We start from the raw sequence: 17,857 nt of genomic DNA, 5'->3' as shown, positions 1-17,857 counted from the left end.
GTAGGGTTTCGGCATATGTACAGCGATCGCGCTCCCAGCAAAAGGAAAGAAACTATTTCTAGTTTATGCCCAAACCGCCTTGGCGGTTGCTATAACTGAATAAAATAGACCTCTTATGAAAATAAAGAGTCTCAAATTAAGACTTTTGCAATAAGTTTAAAGTCCTCTGCCAAAACTTTAGTTAGGGAAAATTAATATTCCGTGCTAACTCTTATAATAGATAAATGACTAAAGTTGGCAACTATCCTGCATGGCATGATTTCAGTGGTGTTTTCGCTTATCTTGGATAGCAAAAGACCGCCATTGCACCTGAATCTAACGTATATACTGTAATCGTTAAAGGGCGGCAAATCGAAGGAGTGTTTGACACTAGCAGCAATGCAAAATGGCATAGCGATCGCATTGTTTTTATTGGGACTGCCTACTCAAGCCGACAAACTGCTAAAAACAGAAAAAGTAAGCAATCAAATGAACGAATTACAAGCAATTTTAGAAGGTTTCGAGTCAAGTCAAAAAAAAGGTGAAATCACTTTTCTTGCCACTGTGGTCAAAACTCAAGGTTCAACCTATCGCCGACCGGGTGCCAAAATGTTGATGACATATACAGGTCGAACGATCGGAACAATCAGCGCTGGTTGCTTGGAGAATGACGTATTTGAGCATACTCAACAACGAATGTCGGACGGCGAACCAATTGTTGTGACTTACGATAACACCGCCTCGGAAGATATTCTTTGGGGCTTTGGTCTGGGGTGCAATGGGACAGTGCAAGTTCTGATCGAACGTCTTGAAAAAGAAAGTTTACCGAATGCGATCGCTTTTACACAAGAGTGCTTTCATAAAAAACATTTGGGTATTATTGCTACAGTCTTTGCTTTTAAAGGCGGGGTAGATGTGAAACTTGGGTCGCGCTTACTGCTGTATCCAAATGGTAAAATTATCACTGATATCAAAGATCCAAATTTAATTCAATCTTTGATTGCAGATACTCAAGCAGCTTTTACTAATCAAAAGTCTAGTGTAAAAAACTATCAGTTACCTTTAAGCAGTGCAGAAGTTTTTATTGAAGTCATCCAACCACCCACGCCTTTAGTAATATTTGGTGCTGGTTATGATGCTGTACCCGTAGCACAGTTTGCTCAAGCATTAGGTTGGAACGTTACTGTAGTCGATTGTCGAGCTAATGAGGCAACTAGAGCGCGATTTCCAATAACTTGTGATCTGATTCTTACTCGGCGAGAAATTGTACAAAAACAGGTATTTATAGATGCCAACACAGTTGCTGTAGTGATGACGCATAATTACCTTGACGACCTGGAAATTTTGAAAACGTTGCTGTCATCTTCTGCACGCTACATAGGGGTTTTAGGCCCAAAGGGGCGTACTGAAAGATTGCTTGAAGATTTAGGTTCGCAAGGAATAGTTTATACTCCTGAACAATTAATCAGATTGCATGGCCCGATTGGGATTGACATTGGAGCAGATACACCTGAAGAAATAGCGATCGCCATTATTGCAGAAATTCAAGCAGTGCTAACAAATCGCAGTGGTAATTTTTTAAGAAATCGCAATCAACCAATTCACCAATACGATGAAAGTAACTCCAACTTGCTACTCACCAAATAGTTTTTATGACTACTATAGACAATGAAAAATCAACTATAGCGATTATGATTCTTGCTGCTGGTGCATCTACACGGATGGGTACACCAAAACAACTATTGCTTTACCAAGGACGTAGTTTGTTGCAATATATTACAGACATGGCGATCGCTTCAGTTTGTCAACCTGTGGTAGTAGTACTTGGAGCAAATGCAGAACAGATTCATCCCCAAATCGAGCAACTTCCCGTTAGAGTAGTTAAAAACTTGGATTGGGCTTGTGGAATGAGTGCTTCAATCAAGAGCGGTATTGAATTTTTAAATAATTTTCCGCAAAAAATAGAAGCAGTAGTTATTACACTTTGCGATCAGCCATTTGTTTCTCACCAAATTATTAATCAACTTGTTGATACATATTATTCGACAAGAAAACCGATTATTGCTTGTGAATATGGGGATACATTAGGTGTACCCGCTCTATTTAATCAGGCATTTTTTTCAGAGCTTGCCGCTTTAAAAGAAACTTCAGGAGCAAAAAGGGTTATTAATAATAACCTCAATGAAGTTTTTTCCATTCCATTTCCACTAGGGGATATCGATATTGATACACCAAAGGATTACGAACAATTGCTATCAAGTACTAGAGGAGTTTCTGGCGGATCTTGAAGAATATAGAAATGGTTTAGTAGATTGCCCTTCTAAAGCTAATAAAGTATATTCAAATATCGAAATTTTGAAAAGTCAAACTAATGTTTTTCAAAGTATGTAGGTTGGGTTATAGCTTGCTTCCTCTGTGGGGTACGGCAGTGAAACCTAAGATGAACTAGGATAAAATGTTGGGTTTCGTTCCTCAAACGCCACTTGCTTCAAGTCGGGAAACCCGCCCAACGCAGTGGCTCCCCAACCTACAGATATTATAAGTGTTTAACCAAACCTGATATTAAACCCTTCTAAGCCTTGTAAATTGTTGAAGGTTTTGATAAAGCTTGTAATTCTTCCCAAGAATAGTGAGAGGGTAGTTCAATTGGTTTGCGATCGGCTCCTAATCCTAATCCACTTGTCGGCTGGATTTCTTCAATTAATTCTTCAGCATACTCTACCAGCTTATTGGCTGCAATGCCACCAGTAATTGCCCCTGCAATCCCACCAATGGCAGCACCCACTTTACCACCAATGGATCGACCCAGCGCTGTTCCTGCAACGCCACCTCCCACAGTACCTAGACTTGTAGCCAATGGATGGGATTGTATTGCTTCTGACTCGTCCTGTTGAGATTGAATTTGTGGTTGTTGTTCTGGTGTAATTTGCCCTTGATCGTTTGTCATAATGTTTGCCCTTTTTATCCTTACAAATAAATAATCACTATTGCAATAGTTCAGCTATTATGCATTAGCGAAACGCTGCTGCAAGCAGATCGCCAACGCGCAACGCATTAGCCATAATCGTTAATGTCGGGTTAGCACCTGAATTTGAGGGAAAGAAACTACTATCTACCACGTAGAGATTATCGACATCATGAGTACGGCAATTGAGGTCAAGGACTGAAGTTTTGGGATCTATACCAAATCGACAAGTACCACATTGATGAGCAACTGCTTGTTCAGGTATTTGAGTGCGGGGATAAATGCTAAATGGCAAGACGCTTTTAGCCGAATGAGGAATTGACTTGAGTACAGATGTCCAACGATGGATTAAGCGATCGCTTGCTTCAATATTGTTCAATGTATAATCAACATGAATCCGATCGCCCACCACACGAATCCGATTATTTGGGTCTGGTAAATCCTCTGTTTGCAACCACCAGCCAACCGATCGCTCGGCCAGCAAATTTCGTTCAAAATGAGGAATCAGCTTGATAAATGGAGCCATGAGTGGCGGAGCCTCTCCGGGAATCATATCCGCTAGTACATTGCCAGTATTTTGCACCATGCCCATCGGATAAGGAAAATCCGGCTCTCCCCAGTAAAAATCGTTGACAGCGATCGTTTTTTGAAATTTGGCGTGATTCACCTCTAGGTGTATGGAAACTATAGCGGTTTCCAGCTGTTTCATGTAATTCCGTCCCACTTGATCGGAACTATTTGCCAATCCATTGGGATGCTTATCGTTAGCAGAACGTAATAACAAGGCTGCTGAGTTGATAGAACCACAGGCAACAACGACAATATCGCTTGTAAACCAATGTTTTTCCCCGGCAATTTCAGTTTCTACCCTCGTCACTTCTCGCCCTGACTCACTGGTATGCAGCCGCAAGACTTTAGCATTAGTTAAAAGGGTGAAATTGGCATACATCTCGCGGCTAGGACGAATGGCGTTGACATCGGCATCGGCTTTTGCGTGTACGAGACAGGGGTATCCGTCAAAAGTATCGCAACGAATGCAGGGACTCTTGGTGCGATCGCTTTCATTAAGCTTTAATCCCAGTGGTAGATGGAATGGGTAATAACCCAGTTCGCGGATGCCATCAGCAAGGGACTGCATATCTGGCTCATGACTTACTGGCGGATAGGGATATGCTTCGCTGCGAGGTGGTTCAGTTGGGTCTTCTCCTGCTTGACCATGCACGTCATACAGCTTTTCTGCCTGTGTGTAGTACGGCTCAAAGTCTTGATATTTCAAAGGCCATTCAGGAGAAATTCCTCCCTTGTGAATTACCCTTTCAAAATCTCGCTCCCGGAATCGAATTAAGGCTGCACCGTAGAGTTTAGTATTGCCGCCAACCCAGTAACCTGTCTGAGGCTTAAAAACTTTACCTTGTTTGTCATACCATTGCTCATCGGTGTGGTAACGATGTTTTTGATAAACCTCTTGGGGATTCCAGTTATCTTTTTCTCTGGGCAAAAAGTCGCCTCGTTCCAGCACTAGAATTTTTTTACCTGTGGGTGCGAGGCGGTGAGCTAATGTACCTCCACCTGCTCCCGTACCGATAATGATTATGTCATAGCGCTCAGTGATGTTTGTCATATATGCTCTAGCGCTTACTACTAACTTCAGGCTGTCCTCTCTGGATCAAATCAACTATACCACGCCGTAATTCATCAACAGTTGGCATCTGGTTCAAGCGCATCAATTCTGAAATCGCTGCTGTTTCTGTATCTTGATGGCTGGTTGCAACTGCTAAGACTTGATTGTTTTTCAGATAAAAAGCGATAAATTCCTGTTTTTGCAAATCCCCATCTACAATTATTTCATCCCAACTTTGGGCGTGTCCGATGTAGCGCAACGGAAAGTCGAATTGCATTGTCCAGAACAAAGGCAGCCCTTTAAATTTGACTGCTTTCCCTGTCATGTTCTGAGCGGCAATTCGCCCCTGCTGGGCTGCGATTCGCCAATGTTCAACGCGAATCGATTCGTTTGTCCGCCAATCGGGATAATGGGCAATATCACCTGCGGCATAGATGCCATCGGCTGCACGCAAGTATTCATCAACAACAACACTGCCATCTTTAGGATGCAAATCGATACCCTGAAGAAAGTCTGTTGCAGGCTGTACGCCAATTCCGACAATTACAATATCTGCTTTTAAGCGATCGCCATTATCTAAAATTACAGCTTCAACTTTGTCACTACCCTCAAATTGCACCGCTTTCCTACCAAACTTAAAGGAAACGCCGTTTTCCTCATGGACTTGCTGAAATAGTTTGCCAATTTCCTCGCCCAGGGTTTTCTTAAAAGGTACAGAATCCGGTGAAACAACAGTTACTTGTAAGCCGTGCTGACTCAGCCCAGCGGCCGTTTCCATGCCGATAAAACTGGAGCCAATGACTACCGCTTGTCCTTTTTGCTTGATGGTTGTCAAGATGCGATCGGTATCATTAAAACTGCGTAATGTCAAAATGTTTTGCAAGTCTGCACCAGGGATATCTAGCTGACGTGGTTTCCCTCCTGTTGCTATTAGTAAGGCATCATAGGTTAATGAATCACTAGATGTTCCGGCGTCACTATCGGTAAAAGCGATCGTTTTATTCGTGGTTTGCACCTGTTCAACTCGCTTATTCAACAGCACTTCAATCGCGTGTTCTTTGAAGAAATCAGGCGATCGCAAGGGCATTTCCTCTGCGGATGTCTTACCAATAAAGTAGTCTTTAGTCAGCTTGGTGCGATCGTAGGGTAGCTTATTATCTTGAGTAATCATCACGATTCGCCCTTGATATCCAGCTACTCGCAAAGTTTCTGCGGCATGGACACCTGCCGCCCCTGCGCCTAAGATCGCAAATGTCCGCCCATCAACATTAGGGTCGAATTGCGCCATTGTAGGCGATCGCAATCCTTTAGTTTCCTCTGGTACGCTGACAATGACATTTTCACCTTCAATGCGTACTTTATAACAAGATAAAGCATCCAAACCAGGTGGCTCTTGTTGGTCGCCAGTCGTTACGTCATAATAGGCATTGTGCCAAGGGCAAACAACATGATGTCCACTCAGTACCCCCTCAGCCAGTGGCGCTTTATAATGAGAGCAGTGTGCGCCGACGGCATAAAACTTTCCATCTATACGACTCAGTAAAATCTCTGTTTCACCAACAGACACCTGTTGCATTTCACCATCATTTAGATCGTTGATATTGGCAACAACTGCTTCTATCTGTTTCATAATCAACTCTCAAATTAAGAATAAGAGTTATACCAATTCTTTAAAATTCGGTAACAGATTAATCTGAGTACGGGCGCAAGGTCTTACACCCTTTCATTAGGAATTGATATAACAACAAAGAACTTGCATACTTTATTTAATATTAGTTTCTCCTACACCCACTTGGCTCACAAACTTGCAACCGAGCCACCATCTACCCGATAATTAGAACCAACCACAAAGCTTGATTGCTCAGAGCAAAGGAATGCAATCACAGCCGCAACTTCTTCTGCTTTGCCACGTCGTTTAAGTTCGATGTGAGGGCGTTGTTCATCAAGAAAACTGTCAATTGCCTCATCAAAGCTTACACCCAATTCTTTTGAGCGCTTTTCCATCATTGCGTCAGTCATTGGGGTGGCAATATAGGCAGGAGAAACTGCATTTACCAACACGCCATCTTTTGCATAAGCTTTAGATAAATTTTTAGCAAGATTCAGTACTGCTGCTTTGCAAGCGCAGTAAGGTATCTCTTCTGGGTAGGGCTGTAGTGCATCTTCCGAACTAATGAGGATGACTCTTCCCCAACCAGTTTGACGCATTACCCCAATAAAAGCTCGACAGGTGCGTACCGCCGCCATCAAGTCAACCTCAATTGTCTTGTACCACTCCTCATCACTTAGTTCCAGGAAATCTCCCGTAGCACCTGTGATTCCTGCTGCATGAACAAGGATGTGAACTGTTCCGAAGCGCTCAATAATTTGCTTTTTGGCAGCTTCGACTTCTTTGGGCTGAGTGAGGTCTGCTTGAACTGTAAATATTTCTCCAAACTCTCTCAACTCTTCAGCCGCCAGTTCAAGACTTTCCGAAGTTTTATCGATAATAGTAATCTTTGCACCCTCATGAGCGAGCAGTTTAGCTGTCGCTTTACCAATGCCGGAATCACCTCCAGTAATTACAGCAACTTTATCTTTAAGACCAAGATCCATAAGCTATTTATTAGATGAAGAACAATTTACGCCAAACCGATTAATTGAGAAATATTTAAATAGTTTTCATTTATATATTATACTTTATGTCACAAAGTCTGATTTTTTCAACTTATCGATGGTATATCTCTTAAAATGATAAATTCAGCCTTCAGACATAGGTAAACTTAAAAAAATTGTTTTCAATGAGAATTGGGAAAAATTTAGTAATATATAGATTGGCATAACTTAGAGTTACAAGGATATTGCCAATTTAAGATTTTAGATTCTACCCAAGGGATTAATTGTTATTTCTGTCTAAAGAGAGGGTAGTATTTCATTTTAATTTTATTTTTGTTTATATATTATGTAAATCGAGCATATTTAATATTTATAAAAGCGTGGAGAAATTTTATAAATATTACTTTTTAAATTGGCATTAACTTGAACCTGCCATTTATCGCCAGTAACCAAGTTAAATAATAGGAGATTCCTATGCCTGAAGCCATTGAAATTTCTGACGATCGCATCTGTGCCTTAGTACGCCCAGGTGCTTCACTGCAAAAGCTTACAAACGGTGCAGTCCATAGCGAAGGCCCTGTTTACTTCCACGAAGATGATAGCGTTGTGTGGAGTGACGCTCACGGCAACCGCCTGTTGCACTGGAATTCTACCAATAACGTCAGTGTTATACGCGACCCATCTGATTACCAAAGTGGTAATTACCGCGACTTGGAGGGTCGTTTGGTTGCGTGTTCTTCCGGTCTGCGTGCTATTATTCGACGCGAACGCGATGGTGAATGGAAGGTTTTAGTCGATCGCTACCAAAGCAAACGCCTGAATAGTCCAAATGATTTAGTAGTCAAAAGTGACAACACAATTTGGTTCACCGATCCGCCTTATGGGATCGCCGAACCAAACCAAGGTTACGGCGGCGAACAGGAACAACCTGGAAGTTACGTATACTGCTTTAACCCTACTACTGGTGAGATTTATCCTGTAGTAACAGATATGGTGCGCCCGAATGGGCTGGCTTTCAGTCCAGACGAAAGTTTACTGTATGTTTCAGATACGGCTGCGTTTAATATTCCTGGCGGGCCTCATCATATTCGCGTCTACGAAGTTGTAGATAATCGCTATGTAAAAAATGGGCGGGTGTTTGCAGTCATCGATCCAGGACAACCGGATGGATTTCGGGTTGACGAACACGGCAATATTTTTACTAGTTCTCAAGACAGTGTGCAGGTATACGCCCCAGACGGAACTAAACTAGGAAAAATTCTCATCCCAGAGACAAGCACTAATCTGACTTTCGGTGGTAAGGAACGCGATCGCTTATTTATCACAGCTGGTCATTCTTTATATGCTATCGACCTTAATACCCGTGGTGTACAACTATGATTTATCAATTTGGGCTAGGTGTAGCGATCGCCTTTTTTCTGGCTGCATTTAGTTTCCCCCAACTAGGCCCACACTTGTTAAGTTCACTCTCTTTCGTGTATCCTGACGGATTTCCAGGATTGGCACTTTTACTACTCAGAGTTAGTATTGGCTGGTTGTTTATACTACACGGCTATCCCAAGATAACGCATCTTCAACAGTGGGCTGATTCTCTAAAAACGCCTGTTTTTCTTTGCTTTTTATCGGCTGCATCGATGTTAGGTGGCGGAATTTTTCTAATGATTGGATTTTTGACACTCTTAGCAACCTTGCCAATTCTCTGTTCAATGATTTTTGCGATTTCTTTGGACATTTCTGGAAGTAAGCCTTTTGTAGCCCAAGATCCATACTTAATTCCTGAACAACAGTATAAAGGCCCTTTAGGAAAAGGTGAACCCCCAAGTTGGGAAAAAGCTTTTATGTACTGCGTTATGCTGATTGCGATCGCAGTTTTAGGCCCTGGTGCTTATTCACTTGATGCTTTAATTTTTGGACGTTGATACATACATTATTATGACTTACGCACAGGTAACGGAAAACGAACCACAGAGTACGCAGAGGTCACGGAGAAATGAGACTTTAAGAGGGTTTTTGCGTAAGTCCTAATTATTTATCAATATGCTTGGCTTTGTAAAAAATTGAAGGCTAGAATTTATTTCCTAGCCTTTTGTCTTTAAGAGATTTCCGTAATCAGGATATTAGTAAATCAATTTATTTAAGAGCGGCTAAAGTCCGGCGTCCAATTATTCCGTCTGCTCTTAATCCTTTAGACTTCTGAAATTTCATCACCGCTGCACGAGTCTTATTATCAAAGACACCATTTACACTTGCTGTATAGAATCCTTGTTGCTTTAAAGAATTCTGAACAGTTTTCACTGTCTCTCCTCTGCTGCCTACTGTTAATACATTACCAGTACTACGCTTTGCCATATTATTAGACTTGTGCATAGCATTAGCCTTATGCATAGCACTAGGCTTTTTCATCATGTTGCTTTGCTGAGTACTTTGGGCAATGTGAGTAGTAGTAGCCGTTGTATTTTGGCTTTTATTATTAGTTAAAGAGTAAGCAGGCAAAGCAGCCGCTAGAGTCAAAGCAGGGAGCAAAGCAAGTATTTTCCAATTCATCTTCTTGTTCCTTCCAACTGTATGAGATTTTGCAATTTCTATTTGAAGAGTCATCTTTATAAGGGACTGTGCCTTGAGTGATTCTCCTCTCTAGATTCTGGTATGTGGGTTTAGTCTGAGACTATTTCCCAAGCCAGAGCTATAGCATTACACGAGGTATTGACAAAGCTATTGCGAAATTGTGACAAAAGCATGACTAAATGTATTAAAATTTATGTCGCCCGAAATTGCGCTCTGATTTATGAAAATTTCCCTAATATCATTCTGCAATGAGTAAAATGGTGTGTTTGTCAGGATCTTTTATTAAATAACCTTGCTTATTAGAAAAAGAGTTATCTACAATCGGTATCTGATTTTGCCGTAGCTTATCTATTAGCTGCTCAATATCATTAGCAATAAGCTCAATTTGCACACTTGCAATATCGCAACTTTTCCAGTCACTTGGTATCGGACGACCCTTTCCAGGCAAAATGTAGTCTAACAGTTCAATTCCTACACCATTTTCAACTGGTTGCAGGGCTGTAATTCTCACTTTCGCTCCTGGTAAGTTATCCAAGCGAGTTTGAGTTGCACGCCAGTTAAGACTGCGACTATCAATTTGCATTCCCAAAAGGTCGCAGTAAAAGTGTAGACTTTGCTCAGTGTTAGAAATTGCGATCGCACTATGATCGATTCCCAAAAACAAGCTATGACTGTTTTGATGCCATTTATCTTTACCTTTATCAGGCGGAAACCAAATTAACTCTAAATCATGACCATCAGGATCTTTAAACTTGAAAGCACGGACACCACCAGATGTTTCATGATCAGATAAGATTGTCTGGGGAGCAACTGAAATTGGTTCGATGGGAAATGAACGCAAGTGAGCATAAGCGCGATCCATATCACTCACTACAATCGCCAGATGTTGAAACCACAGGTCATTACTTTGTGAATCGCTGGGAATGGGTTTACCCTGAATATTGAGATACTCTATCAACTCGATAAATTCATTTCCAAGTCGTAAGGTAGCAATGCGAATCTTTGCCCCAGTTACATCTTCTACGCTGAAATTGTGCCCTTCAACAGTAATGTCAGAAACTAGTTTGAAATCCAGTGCTTCTTGATAGAAATTTAAAGAGCGATCGCAGTTTGTCACTGTTAAGCCAATAGCTCGAATTATTTGCACCTGTTCATTGCTATGAGTAGGCATAGTCATCAATAAAATCCCCTTTTCTCCTTCATTCTCTAATCTTTTTTCTCTTCATTTCCCAACATTTTCAATAATTTTCTTGCAACTAAAACGCCTACAACTCCTGCACCAACCACTTCCACTGCTTGGACAACTTTTTTGCCCACATCATCAGGGTCAAGGTGATGGTGAAAAATCTCTTCATCCAGCCAATCACTAGCAGCTTTAAAATCATGAATTGGAGTTGGTAATAGCGTTAAATAAGTGCCTTGACGGATTAAATGCCCGGATTCACCTGTAATTTCCAAAACATTGAAAATGTTAGCAGCAGCATCATTTAACCCTAATTTTAAGAGAGTTCCGCGTATATTTACCTTTACTGGTTTGAGGTTTTCGCCTAAAGCTAATGCTTTCAAATTTCGGGCAATATTGGCTCCTTGCTGATAAGCAACTTGAGCTGTTGGCGGTAGTGATTTATCTTGAACTGCTACACAATCCCCGCCTGCAAATACTTCTGGAAAATCGAGTAGTTGCATTGTGGGAGTAACTAGGAGGCGATCGCTACGATCCCGATGTTCTTGAGAAATTGGTAAATCTTTAATTACTGGGTGAATAGAAGTACCAGCTGTCCAGATTGTGGTATATGTTGGCAATGTCTCAATTTGCTGATTACGCTTATATTCAATGGAGTTGGCATGAATAGTAGTAGCTTCTGCTCCCGTAAGTATTTCAATTGAGATCGTGCGTTTTTGTAATTCTTTCTCAGCTATTGCACGCAAAGGAGCGTTAATATCACCATTGAGGATTTCTTTACCGTGATTGAGCAATACCACACGGATTTCACTAGAATTTCCTCCCAAAGCAGTATACCAATGTGGTAGTAAATCAGCTATTGTGGCTGCCATTTCCACACCACTTGCACCACCACCAACTATAACTACTGTTAGCAGTTGACGACGTTGTTCTAAATCTTCAGTTTTGATTGCTTTTTGCAAACAGTCGCCTAAATGCCGATCGAGAGCGATCGCATCTGCTTCTGTCCAAAAAGGGAAAGCGTATTCTTTAGCACCTTCAAGATGATGATAACTAGTAACACTACCTAAAGCTAATACTAAGTTACTGTAATTGTAGGAGTTTCCCGAAGCTAATTTGACTTGTTGTTCATGTAAGTCTATCGATTCCACTGCATCTTGAACAAAGATGACACCACTGCCTTTAAGCAATTCTACAAAACGCGGTACTACTTGAAAAGCATCCATTTCGCCACTGAAATATTCGTAGAGTAACGGCTTAAAGCAAAAGCGTTCATTTTGATCGATTAAAATTACAGAGCGAGGATAATGTTCGTGAGCTAGGTGTAAGGCTGTAAATAAGCCAGTGAAACCACCACCAACAATCACAGTTTGATAAACTGGGCTGTTCATAAAATATCTCCAAAGTATTGTCAAATCAATGAATTTGCCAGGATGTTAAGCATTTAAATCAGATTTTTTTGTCTCACGCAGAGGTACAAAGAAAGAGTCAAAATTAAGATTTTTGCCAAAGTACAAATGACAAATGACAAATTTGCTATATGAATATAAATAACGCAATTAAAATGACGCTGAGGAATAAAGCGAAAGCAATAGCGTATTCGACTCTACGACTAAAAAATCCCACAGCAGCAATTAGAGCGATCGCTAGCCCAATAATGCCAATATATTGCTCTTTTTGTAAACCTTGTGCAATGAGCGGGTCTTTACCTGGTGCTGGTGTTTCTTGAACTGCTTTTGGGGCGAGTTCTGAGGCTGGTAGTTCTTGCAATAATAAGTTCATGAAATTACTCCTGAAAATACTTGGTTAACTGAAAGATTTTTATGCCCGCCAAAGGTAGATAAGCGAGAAAAGGAAGACCCAAACTACATCAACAAAGTGCCAAAATAAAGTTGTCGCACTTGTACCGAAGTGAGTCTTATTATAATTGCCTGGAATGAATGAGCGAATCAGCATAATTATCTGAAGCACAACACCAGCTAGGACGTGTAAACCGTGGAAACCTGTCAGTAAATAGAATGTGGAACCAACTAATCCTGTAGTAATCTTGAAATCAAGATTTTTCCACTCAATTAATAGACCAATTAAAAAGTAAGTTCCCATTGCGATCGTTATCAGCCATAGCCCGCGAAATTTACCCAGTTGATTACGCTTGAGGGCATTTTCTGCTGGTTGAATCACAAAGCTACTAGAAAGTAAAACTACCGTATTAATAATCACGAGCTTAGACAATTCTGGCCCAGAAATACCGGGTGGTAGCCAGTTAGTAGTATTCAGTCGTAGAGCAACATAAGTAAAGATAAAACTCAAAAAAATGATACTTTCTGACAATAGGAACACAGTAAATCCAAACATTCCTTTGCCATGATGATCTTCATGACTTCCGCCACCACTTGGCAGAAAGCGCTGTAACCAATTCGGTAAGCGTCGCCGCCACCGATCAAAACGGATCGGACTTTCATCTATATGAATGTTGCCACGTTGCATGATTTTGGTCATTTGTCATTTGTCATTTGTCATTAATTATCCTCCCCTGCTCCCCATTTTCTAGTGAGACTCATCATCATTAGAATTTTCCACGAACGAATATTTTGGATCGCCATAGTCGTAAGGAGGTCTGTTGACAACAGGAATCTCTTCAAAGTTATCTCGCGGAGGTGGTGAGGAAGTTGTCCATTCCAATCCCGTAGCGTGCCAGGGATTATCAACTGCTCTGGCTCCATATAGCCAGGAACCGATAATGTTAGCAATAAAGGGCAGTGTCGATGCTCCTAGTAAAAACGATCCCAGGCTAGCGATGACGTTCCAACCTTGATACTGGGGATCGTAGGAAGAAATTCGGCGTAACATCCCTTGCAAACCTAATGGGTGCATGGAGAAAAAGGTGATATTGGCAGGAATAAAGGTCAACCAGAAATGCAGCTTACCCCAACCCTCGGCGTACATCCTTCCAGTTATTTTGGGAAACCAAAAGTAAATGGCTGCAAATATTGCCATTGTGATGGTATTAAAAACGATGTAGTGGAAGTGACCTACTACAAAGTAAGTATTATTGACGTGGATATCAAATGGGGTGGCAGCAAGCATTACACCAGTGACACCACCAAAAATAAACATCGCTGCACCTCCCATCGCAAATAACATTGGTGTCTCTAGGTGCAATTTGCTCCTCCAGATGGTGGCAGTCCAAGCAAATGCTTTAACACCAGTGGGTATGGCAACTAACATTGAAGTGGCCATGAAGGTCATCCGCATCCAGTCGGGGGTAGCACTGGTAAACATGTGATGCACCCAGACGAATATGCTGACTACAGCGATACCTAAAGAAGCAAGAGCAACTGACCGATAGCCAAATAGAGGATTGCGAGAAAAGGCTGGCAGAACTTCCGCAATAATACCGAAGGCTGGTAGCGCCATGATATACACTGCGGGGTGAGAATAGAACCAGAATAAATGTTGGTAGATAATGGGATCGCCACTTCCTTCAGGTTTAAAAAATTGTGTACCGAAGGAGAGGTCAAGCAATAGCAGTATCAATGCACCCGTCAAGGAAGGCAAATTAATCAGCTGCAACAACTGGGCGCTAAAAACTGACCACACAAAGACGGGCATTCTAAAAAATGTCATCCCTGGCGATCGCATCCAAAAGATTGTGGTGACAAAGTTGACAGCCCCCATAATTGAGGAGATGCCGATTAGTACTAGGCTAACTATCCAAATAAATTGACCGTTAATCAACTGATCGCCTGGAACTTGCAGACTAACTGGTGGATAAGACCACCAGCCAGCTTGTGCAGTCCCGTTAGGTAGCAAGAAGCTAGATAGTAGTAGAAGACCGGCTGGTGGCAAAATCCAAAAAGAGATGGCATTGAGCAAGGGAAAAGCCATGTCCCGCGCTCCAATCATCAGTGGCACTAGGTAGTTAGAAAGACCTGCATTGAAGGGAATAACCCACAGGAAAATCATGATTGTCCCGTGCATGGTGAATAAACCGTTGTAGAGGGGGCGATCGACTAAATTTGATTCCGGGGTGAGCAACTCAGCCCGGATAATCATCGCCAACAGCCCACCGAGAAGAAAGAAAATAAAGGTCATCACCATGTACTGAACACCGATTACCTTATGATCGGTGCTGAAGCTGAAATATTGTCGCCAGCTATTCTCAGGTTCTCTATCCTTGGCTATAGCTTCACTCAAATCATGTGTCATTATTTATCTTCCTTTGATTCGCTACGGCAGGTTGAGCAGGTGTGACAGTGTGCCAGCCGCTTTTAAATAATGTCTTTGGTGGTTGGATATTTTCAGCAACTGCCTGATTTGGAGCATTCTCAGTTTCGCTAGAGACTGTTTGCGCGAGCCACTGATTATACTTATCCAGGGATTCAACGTATACATCTGCCTCCATCAAGGCGAAGTAAGTACCACTAAATTGAGAATCTTTCAGTCGATATTTGCCTGGGCGAATGGGTGTTAGCACAATGTCAATCTTGCGCCCTGGAACAATATCTTGTTTTAAGCGAAACTCAGGAACGTAGAAACCGTGGATTACATCCTGTGCTTGCATATTTAAGCGAGTGCTGCGATCGCTCGGTAAATGTAATTCCTTACTAATAAGATTATTTGGATAGCGAAAAGACCAATCTGACTGCTTAACGAAAACATCTATTGTTTCAGATGCAGGTTTGGGGACATCACTAACGGTTGCAGCGTAGGCGGGTGCAGATTCTAAGGGCGCGTGCAAATGCACAATTTGGTTTAGACCGAGAATGTCTAATTGCTGATAAATATTGAAGCTTTGCAAGGCAATCCATACTACTAGCACAGTTGGGGTCGCTGTCCACAGTATTTCTAGTTTCCCATTACCTCTAGAAGGGTGTCCCTCGCTGTAGTCTTCCGGGCGGGCGCGGTGGAAAGCGATCGCATACACAATAACACCAACCAGCCCCAGCAAGATAAATGCTCCAATTGAGACTAAAAAGCTAAATAAATCATCTACCCGTTGTGCTTCTGCTGTCGCCTGGGGAGGCATCCAAGAAAACGCCTGTTGTCCAATCCATCGACTGACAATTAGCAGCCCTGCGACATAAAACGCTATTAGTACATATTCAAAAAAACTAAACATAATAATCTCATGTAAGAGTGCTTCTTGCTTGATTATTTGGGTAGTAAATTTGGGTTTTTACCTTCTTGGAGTAACTTCGCAGCAGTAACGTGAATTCCAAACTCTTCTCCCAATTGCGCCCCCAAAGTTCCGTGGACAAACAAGATGCCCAATATTGCAATACCTGCTAATAAGTAACTCCACTGCACCTGTCTAGAAGCATCCTTGCGCCAGCGATAGCGTTGTAAACCTCTCCATACTGTCATGGCTGCGATCGCTCCCAACAGCAAAACGCCACCTAAACCATGCAAAAGCATCGTCCAACCAGCAGTTAACCCCCAAACGCTCTTTTGATCGATTGGTGGATTTGCTAGCAGTAGCTCGAAAAAACCAGCTGCAACGGTGAAAAAAGTGATAAAAGCTGCTCCTATGAGGTTATACCAGCCAACATCAAAAAAACCAGAACGTAGGGTAGGCAGACCCAAAAATTTGAAGATTGGTTTTTCTAAAGCAAAAAGCGCTCCGACAATATCAAAAACGATCGCAAGAATGAATAAACCTAATGTTAGATGCACCAGCTGCGGATGTATCGGAATCTCATAAGGTAATCCGTTAGCATTCAGCCTCAATCTCAACTGGTCAATCAGTTGCCAGCTCATGGCGAAACTCCCTGCTTCATGGCTTGCACAACTGGCTCGATGTGTAAACCATACACCCAAACTAGCTTACTCCCTAGATAGACTTGCAAGCACACTAGGCAGACTAAAAACGTTGCAGCACCCAAGTAAGCAGGCGGTACTTTCCGTGGGGTGCGTTTGCGAATCACGAAACGCCAAGCTGTAATGCCAACGACAATAGCCGCCAGCGACCAACCCATCAACGTATGAAAATTCAGTGTTGGTTGGACTGCTGGGTAGACGTTCGCCAAACCTGCTTCAAACTGACCAAGAATCACCGCTATAAAAATAGCTGCTGAGGCCACAAACATATTCCAGAAACTTACCTCAAATAAACGCACGTTGCGCGTGAAATAGCCCAGCACATCGCACACGAAGGAAAAAAGCACCATCGCGATTACGAAATGGACAACGATTGGGTGTAGAGGGTCAGGGTATGGTAAATTTTGGTTATTCAGAGACAGAGCAGGCATCGCTTTCTCCTTCATGGGTCTAAATATGTAGATGCGTTGCATGGAATTGCCATCCGCCTAACGCACCATTCATATTTTTAAGAATACTGTGCTAACGCCACAGATCAACCAATTAAAATACATTAGAAATTTACGATGCACTGGATTTTTTTAAGTAAATTTTGAAATAAATTTTTTCCATACTTCCTATTTTCCAATAATTATTTTTCCCAAATGTTAAAATTCAATAAAATAACTACATTTTTGATTGATATCATCATCTCAATTGGCATTTACAAAAACTAAAAAATGATGATTTTTGATTAGATGCAATATTTGACAATAGCCAATCTCATTAGACACTTGAGAGGCGGCTAAGAAGTCTTTAACGTTTTTTATGGTTCTCTTATTTAGGTCATTTTAGATTTTCAATTGATTGATTAACTAAAATATTTTACTTTAACCAATAACCTAACTTGCTTTGAATATACCATAAATCTTTCTTATTAAGATTAATATCAGCTGGAAAATTACACTTTTGCAAATCTTAATAAAGAAAAACATACTATTGTCACAGAAATGACAAATGATTGAAATATTATTTAGTTAAACAATATGCTATTTATCTTTCTCTGGATAGATTAGAAAAATACTAAAAATTCTTAAAATTATAAAAAAGTTTTGCTTTCTTAATCACATAATTAACTGAATCTTAAAAT

General features: G+C 41.4%; 17 protein-coding genes. 4 read left to right on the top strand and 13 right to left on the bottom strand.

Annotated elements, in window-relative coordinates; translation table 11 throughout:
- Nucleotides 1–363: 363 nt before the first annotated feature.
- The gene (locus V7K41_RS19145) at nt 364–1,626 is read left to right on the top strand and encodes an XdhC family protein (RefSeq protein WP_334850661.1); all 1,263 of its coding nucleotides are present in this window, start codon (nt 364–366) and stop codon (nt 1,624–1,626) included.
- Nucleotides 1,627–1,631: 5 nt separating this feature from the next.
- On the top strand, nt 1,632–2,267 hold the full coding sequence (locus V7K41_RS19140) for a nucleotidyltransferase family protein (protein WP_334850659.1): 636 nt from the start codon (nt 1,632–1,634) through the stop codon (nt 2,265–2,267).
- 284 nt (nt 2,268–2,551) lie between these two features.
- Here V7K41_RS19140 and V7K41_RS19135 read toward each other — a convergent pair whose 3' ends face one another.
- The 4 genes from V7K41_RS19135 to V7K41_RS19120 form a co-directional block, all read right to left on the bottom strand.
- A complete protein-coding gene (locus V7K41_RS19135) occupies nt 2,552–2,926 on the bottom strand; it encodes a colicin V family bacteriocin (protein ID WP_334850657.1) in 375 nt (124 codons plus the stop codon).
- A gap of 64 nt (nt 2,927–2,990) precedes the next feature.
- Complete coding sequence (locus V7K41_RS19130; RefSeq protein ID WP_334850655.1) at nt 2,991–4,565, bottom strand: GMC family oxidoreductase; 1,575 nt, start codon at nt 4,563–4,565, stop codon at nt 2,991–2,993.
- A 7-nt stretch (nt 4,566–4,572) separates the two neighbouring features.
- A complete protein-coding gene (locus tag V7K41_RS19125) occupies nt 4,573–6,195 on the bottom strand; it encodes an FAD-dependent oxidoreductase (RefSeq protein WP_334850654.1) in 1,623 nt (540 codons plus the stop codon).
- Between the two features lie 167 nt (nt 6,196–6,362).
- Nucleotides 6,363–7,160: an SDR family NAD(P)-dependent oxidoreductase gene (locus V7K41_RS19120; protein ID WP_334850652.1), complete on the bottom strand. Its 798-nt coding sequence runs from the start codon at nt 7,158–7,160 to the stop codon at nt 6,363–6,365.
- A 474-nt stretch (nt 7,161–7,634) separates the two neighbouring features.
- On the opposite strand from V7K41_RS19120, the gene V7K41_RS19115 reads away from it, so the two are divergent.
- Nucleotides 7,635–8,540 carry an SMP-30/gluconolactonase/LRE family protein gene (locus tag V7K41_RS19115; protein WP_334850651.1) on the top strand — a complete coding sequence of 302 codons (906 nt, stop codon included), beginning with the start codon at nt 7,635–7,637 and terminating at the stop codon, nt 8,538–8,540.
- A complete protein-coding gene (locus V7K41_RS19110) occupies nt 8,537–9,079 on the top strand; it encodes a DoxX family protein (RefSeq protein ID WP_334850650.1) in 543 nt (180 codons plus the stop codon). Before V7K41_RS19115 ends, V7K41_RS19110 begins: the two co-directional genes overlap by 4 nt.
- A gap of 211 nt (nt 9,080–9,290) precedes the next feature.
- Here V7K41_RS19110 and V7K41_RS19105 read toward each other — a convergent pair whose 3' ends face one another.
- The 9 genes from V7K41_RS19105 to V7K41_RS19065 form a co-directional block, all read right to left on the bottom strand.
- On the bottom strand, nt 9,291–9,704 hold the full coding sequence (locus V7K41_RS19105; RefSeq protein ID WP_334850649.1) for a peptidoglycan-binding domain-containing protein: 414 nt from the start codon (nt 9,702–9,704) through the stop codon (nt 9,291–9,293).
- A 259-nt stretch (nt 9,705–9,963) separates the two neighbouring features.
- Nucleotides 9,964–10,902, bottom strand: coding sequence for a VOC family protein (locus tag V7K41_RS19100; protein ID WP_334850647.1), 939 nt, complete (start codon nt 10,900–10,902; stop codon nt 9,964–9,966).
- Nucleotides 10,903–10,931: 29 nt separating this feature from the next.
- Entirely contained in the window at nt 10,932–12,299 is a 1,368-nt protein-coding gene (locus V7K41_RS19095; protein WP_334850645.1) for an NAD(P)/FAD-dependent oxidoreductase, read from the bottom strand.
- A gap of 145 nt (nt 12,300–12,444) precedes the next feature.
- Nucleotides 12,445–12,690, bottom strand: a complete 246-nt coding sequence (locus V7K41_RS19090) for a hypothetical protein (protein ID WP_334850644.1) — start codon at nt 12,688–12,690, stop codon at nt 12,445–12,447.
- A 39-nt stretch (nt 12,691–12,729) separates the two neighbouring features.
- Nucleotides 12,730–13,395, bottom strand: coding sequence for a cytochrome c oxidase subunit 3 (locus V7K41_RS19085; protein ID WP_334850663.1), 666 nt, complete (start codon nt 13,393–13,395; stop codon nt 12,730–12,732).
- A 60-nt stretch (nt 13,396–13,455) separates the two neighbouring features.
- The gene (gene ctaD / locus V7K41_RS19080) at nt 13,456–15,117 is read right to left on the bottom strand and encodes a cytochrome c oxidase subunit I (protein WP_334850642.1); all 1,662 of its coding nucleotides are present in this window, start codon (nt 15,115–15,117) and stop codon (nt 13,456–13,458) included.
- The gene (locus V7K41_RS19075) at nt 15,107–16,030 is read right to left on the bottom strand and encodes a cytochrome c oxidase subunit II (RefSeq protein WP_334850641.1); all 924 of its coding nucleotides are present in this window, start codon (nt 16,028–16,030) and stop codon (nt 15,107–15,109) included. Before V7K41_RS19075 ends, ctaD begins: the two co-directional genes overlap by 11 nt.
- Nucleotides 16,031–16,062: 32 nt before the next feature.
- On the bottom strand, nt 16,063–16,668 hold the full coding sequence (locus V7K41_RS19070; protein WP_334850639.1) for a DUF2231 domain-containing protein: 606 nt from the start codon (nt 16,666–16,668) through the stop codon (nt 16,063–16,065).
- On the bottom strand, nt 16,665–17,159 hold the full coding sequence (locus tag V7K41_RS19065; protein WP_334850637.1) for a DUF2231 domain-containing protein: 495 nt from the start codon (nt 17,157–17,159) through the stop codon (nt 16,665–16,667). Before V7K41_RS19065 ends, V7K41_RS19070 begins: the two co-directional genes overlap by 4 nt.
- Between the last annotated feature and the right edge of the window lie 698 nt (nt 17,160–17,857).

This window comes from Nostoc sp. (genome assembly GCF_036917415.1).
Taxonomy (GTDB): Bacteria; Cyanobacteriota; Cyanobacteriia; order Cyanobacteriales; family Nostocaceae; genus Nostoc.
Note: the sequence above shows the minus strand (reverse complement) of the source record. Positions and strands in the feature narration are given on the sequence as shown.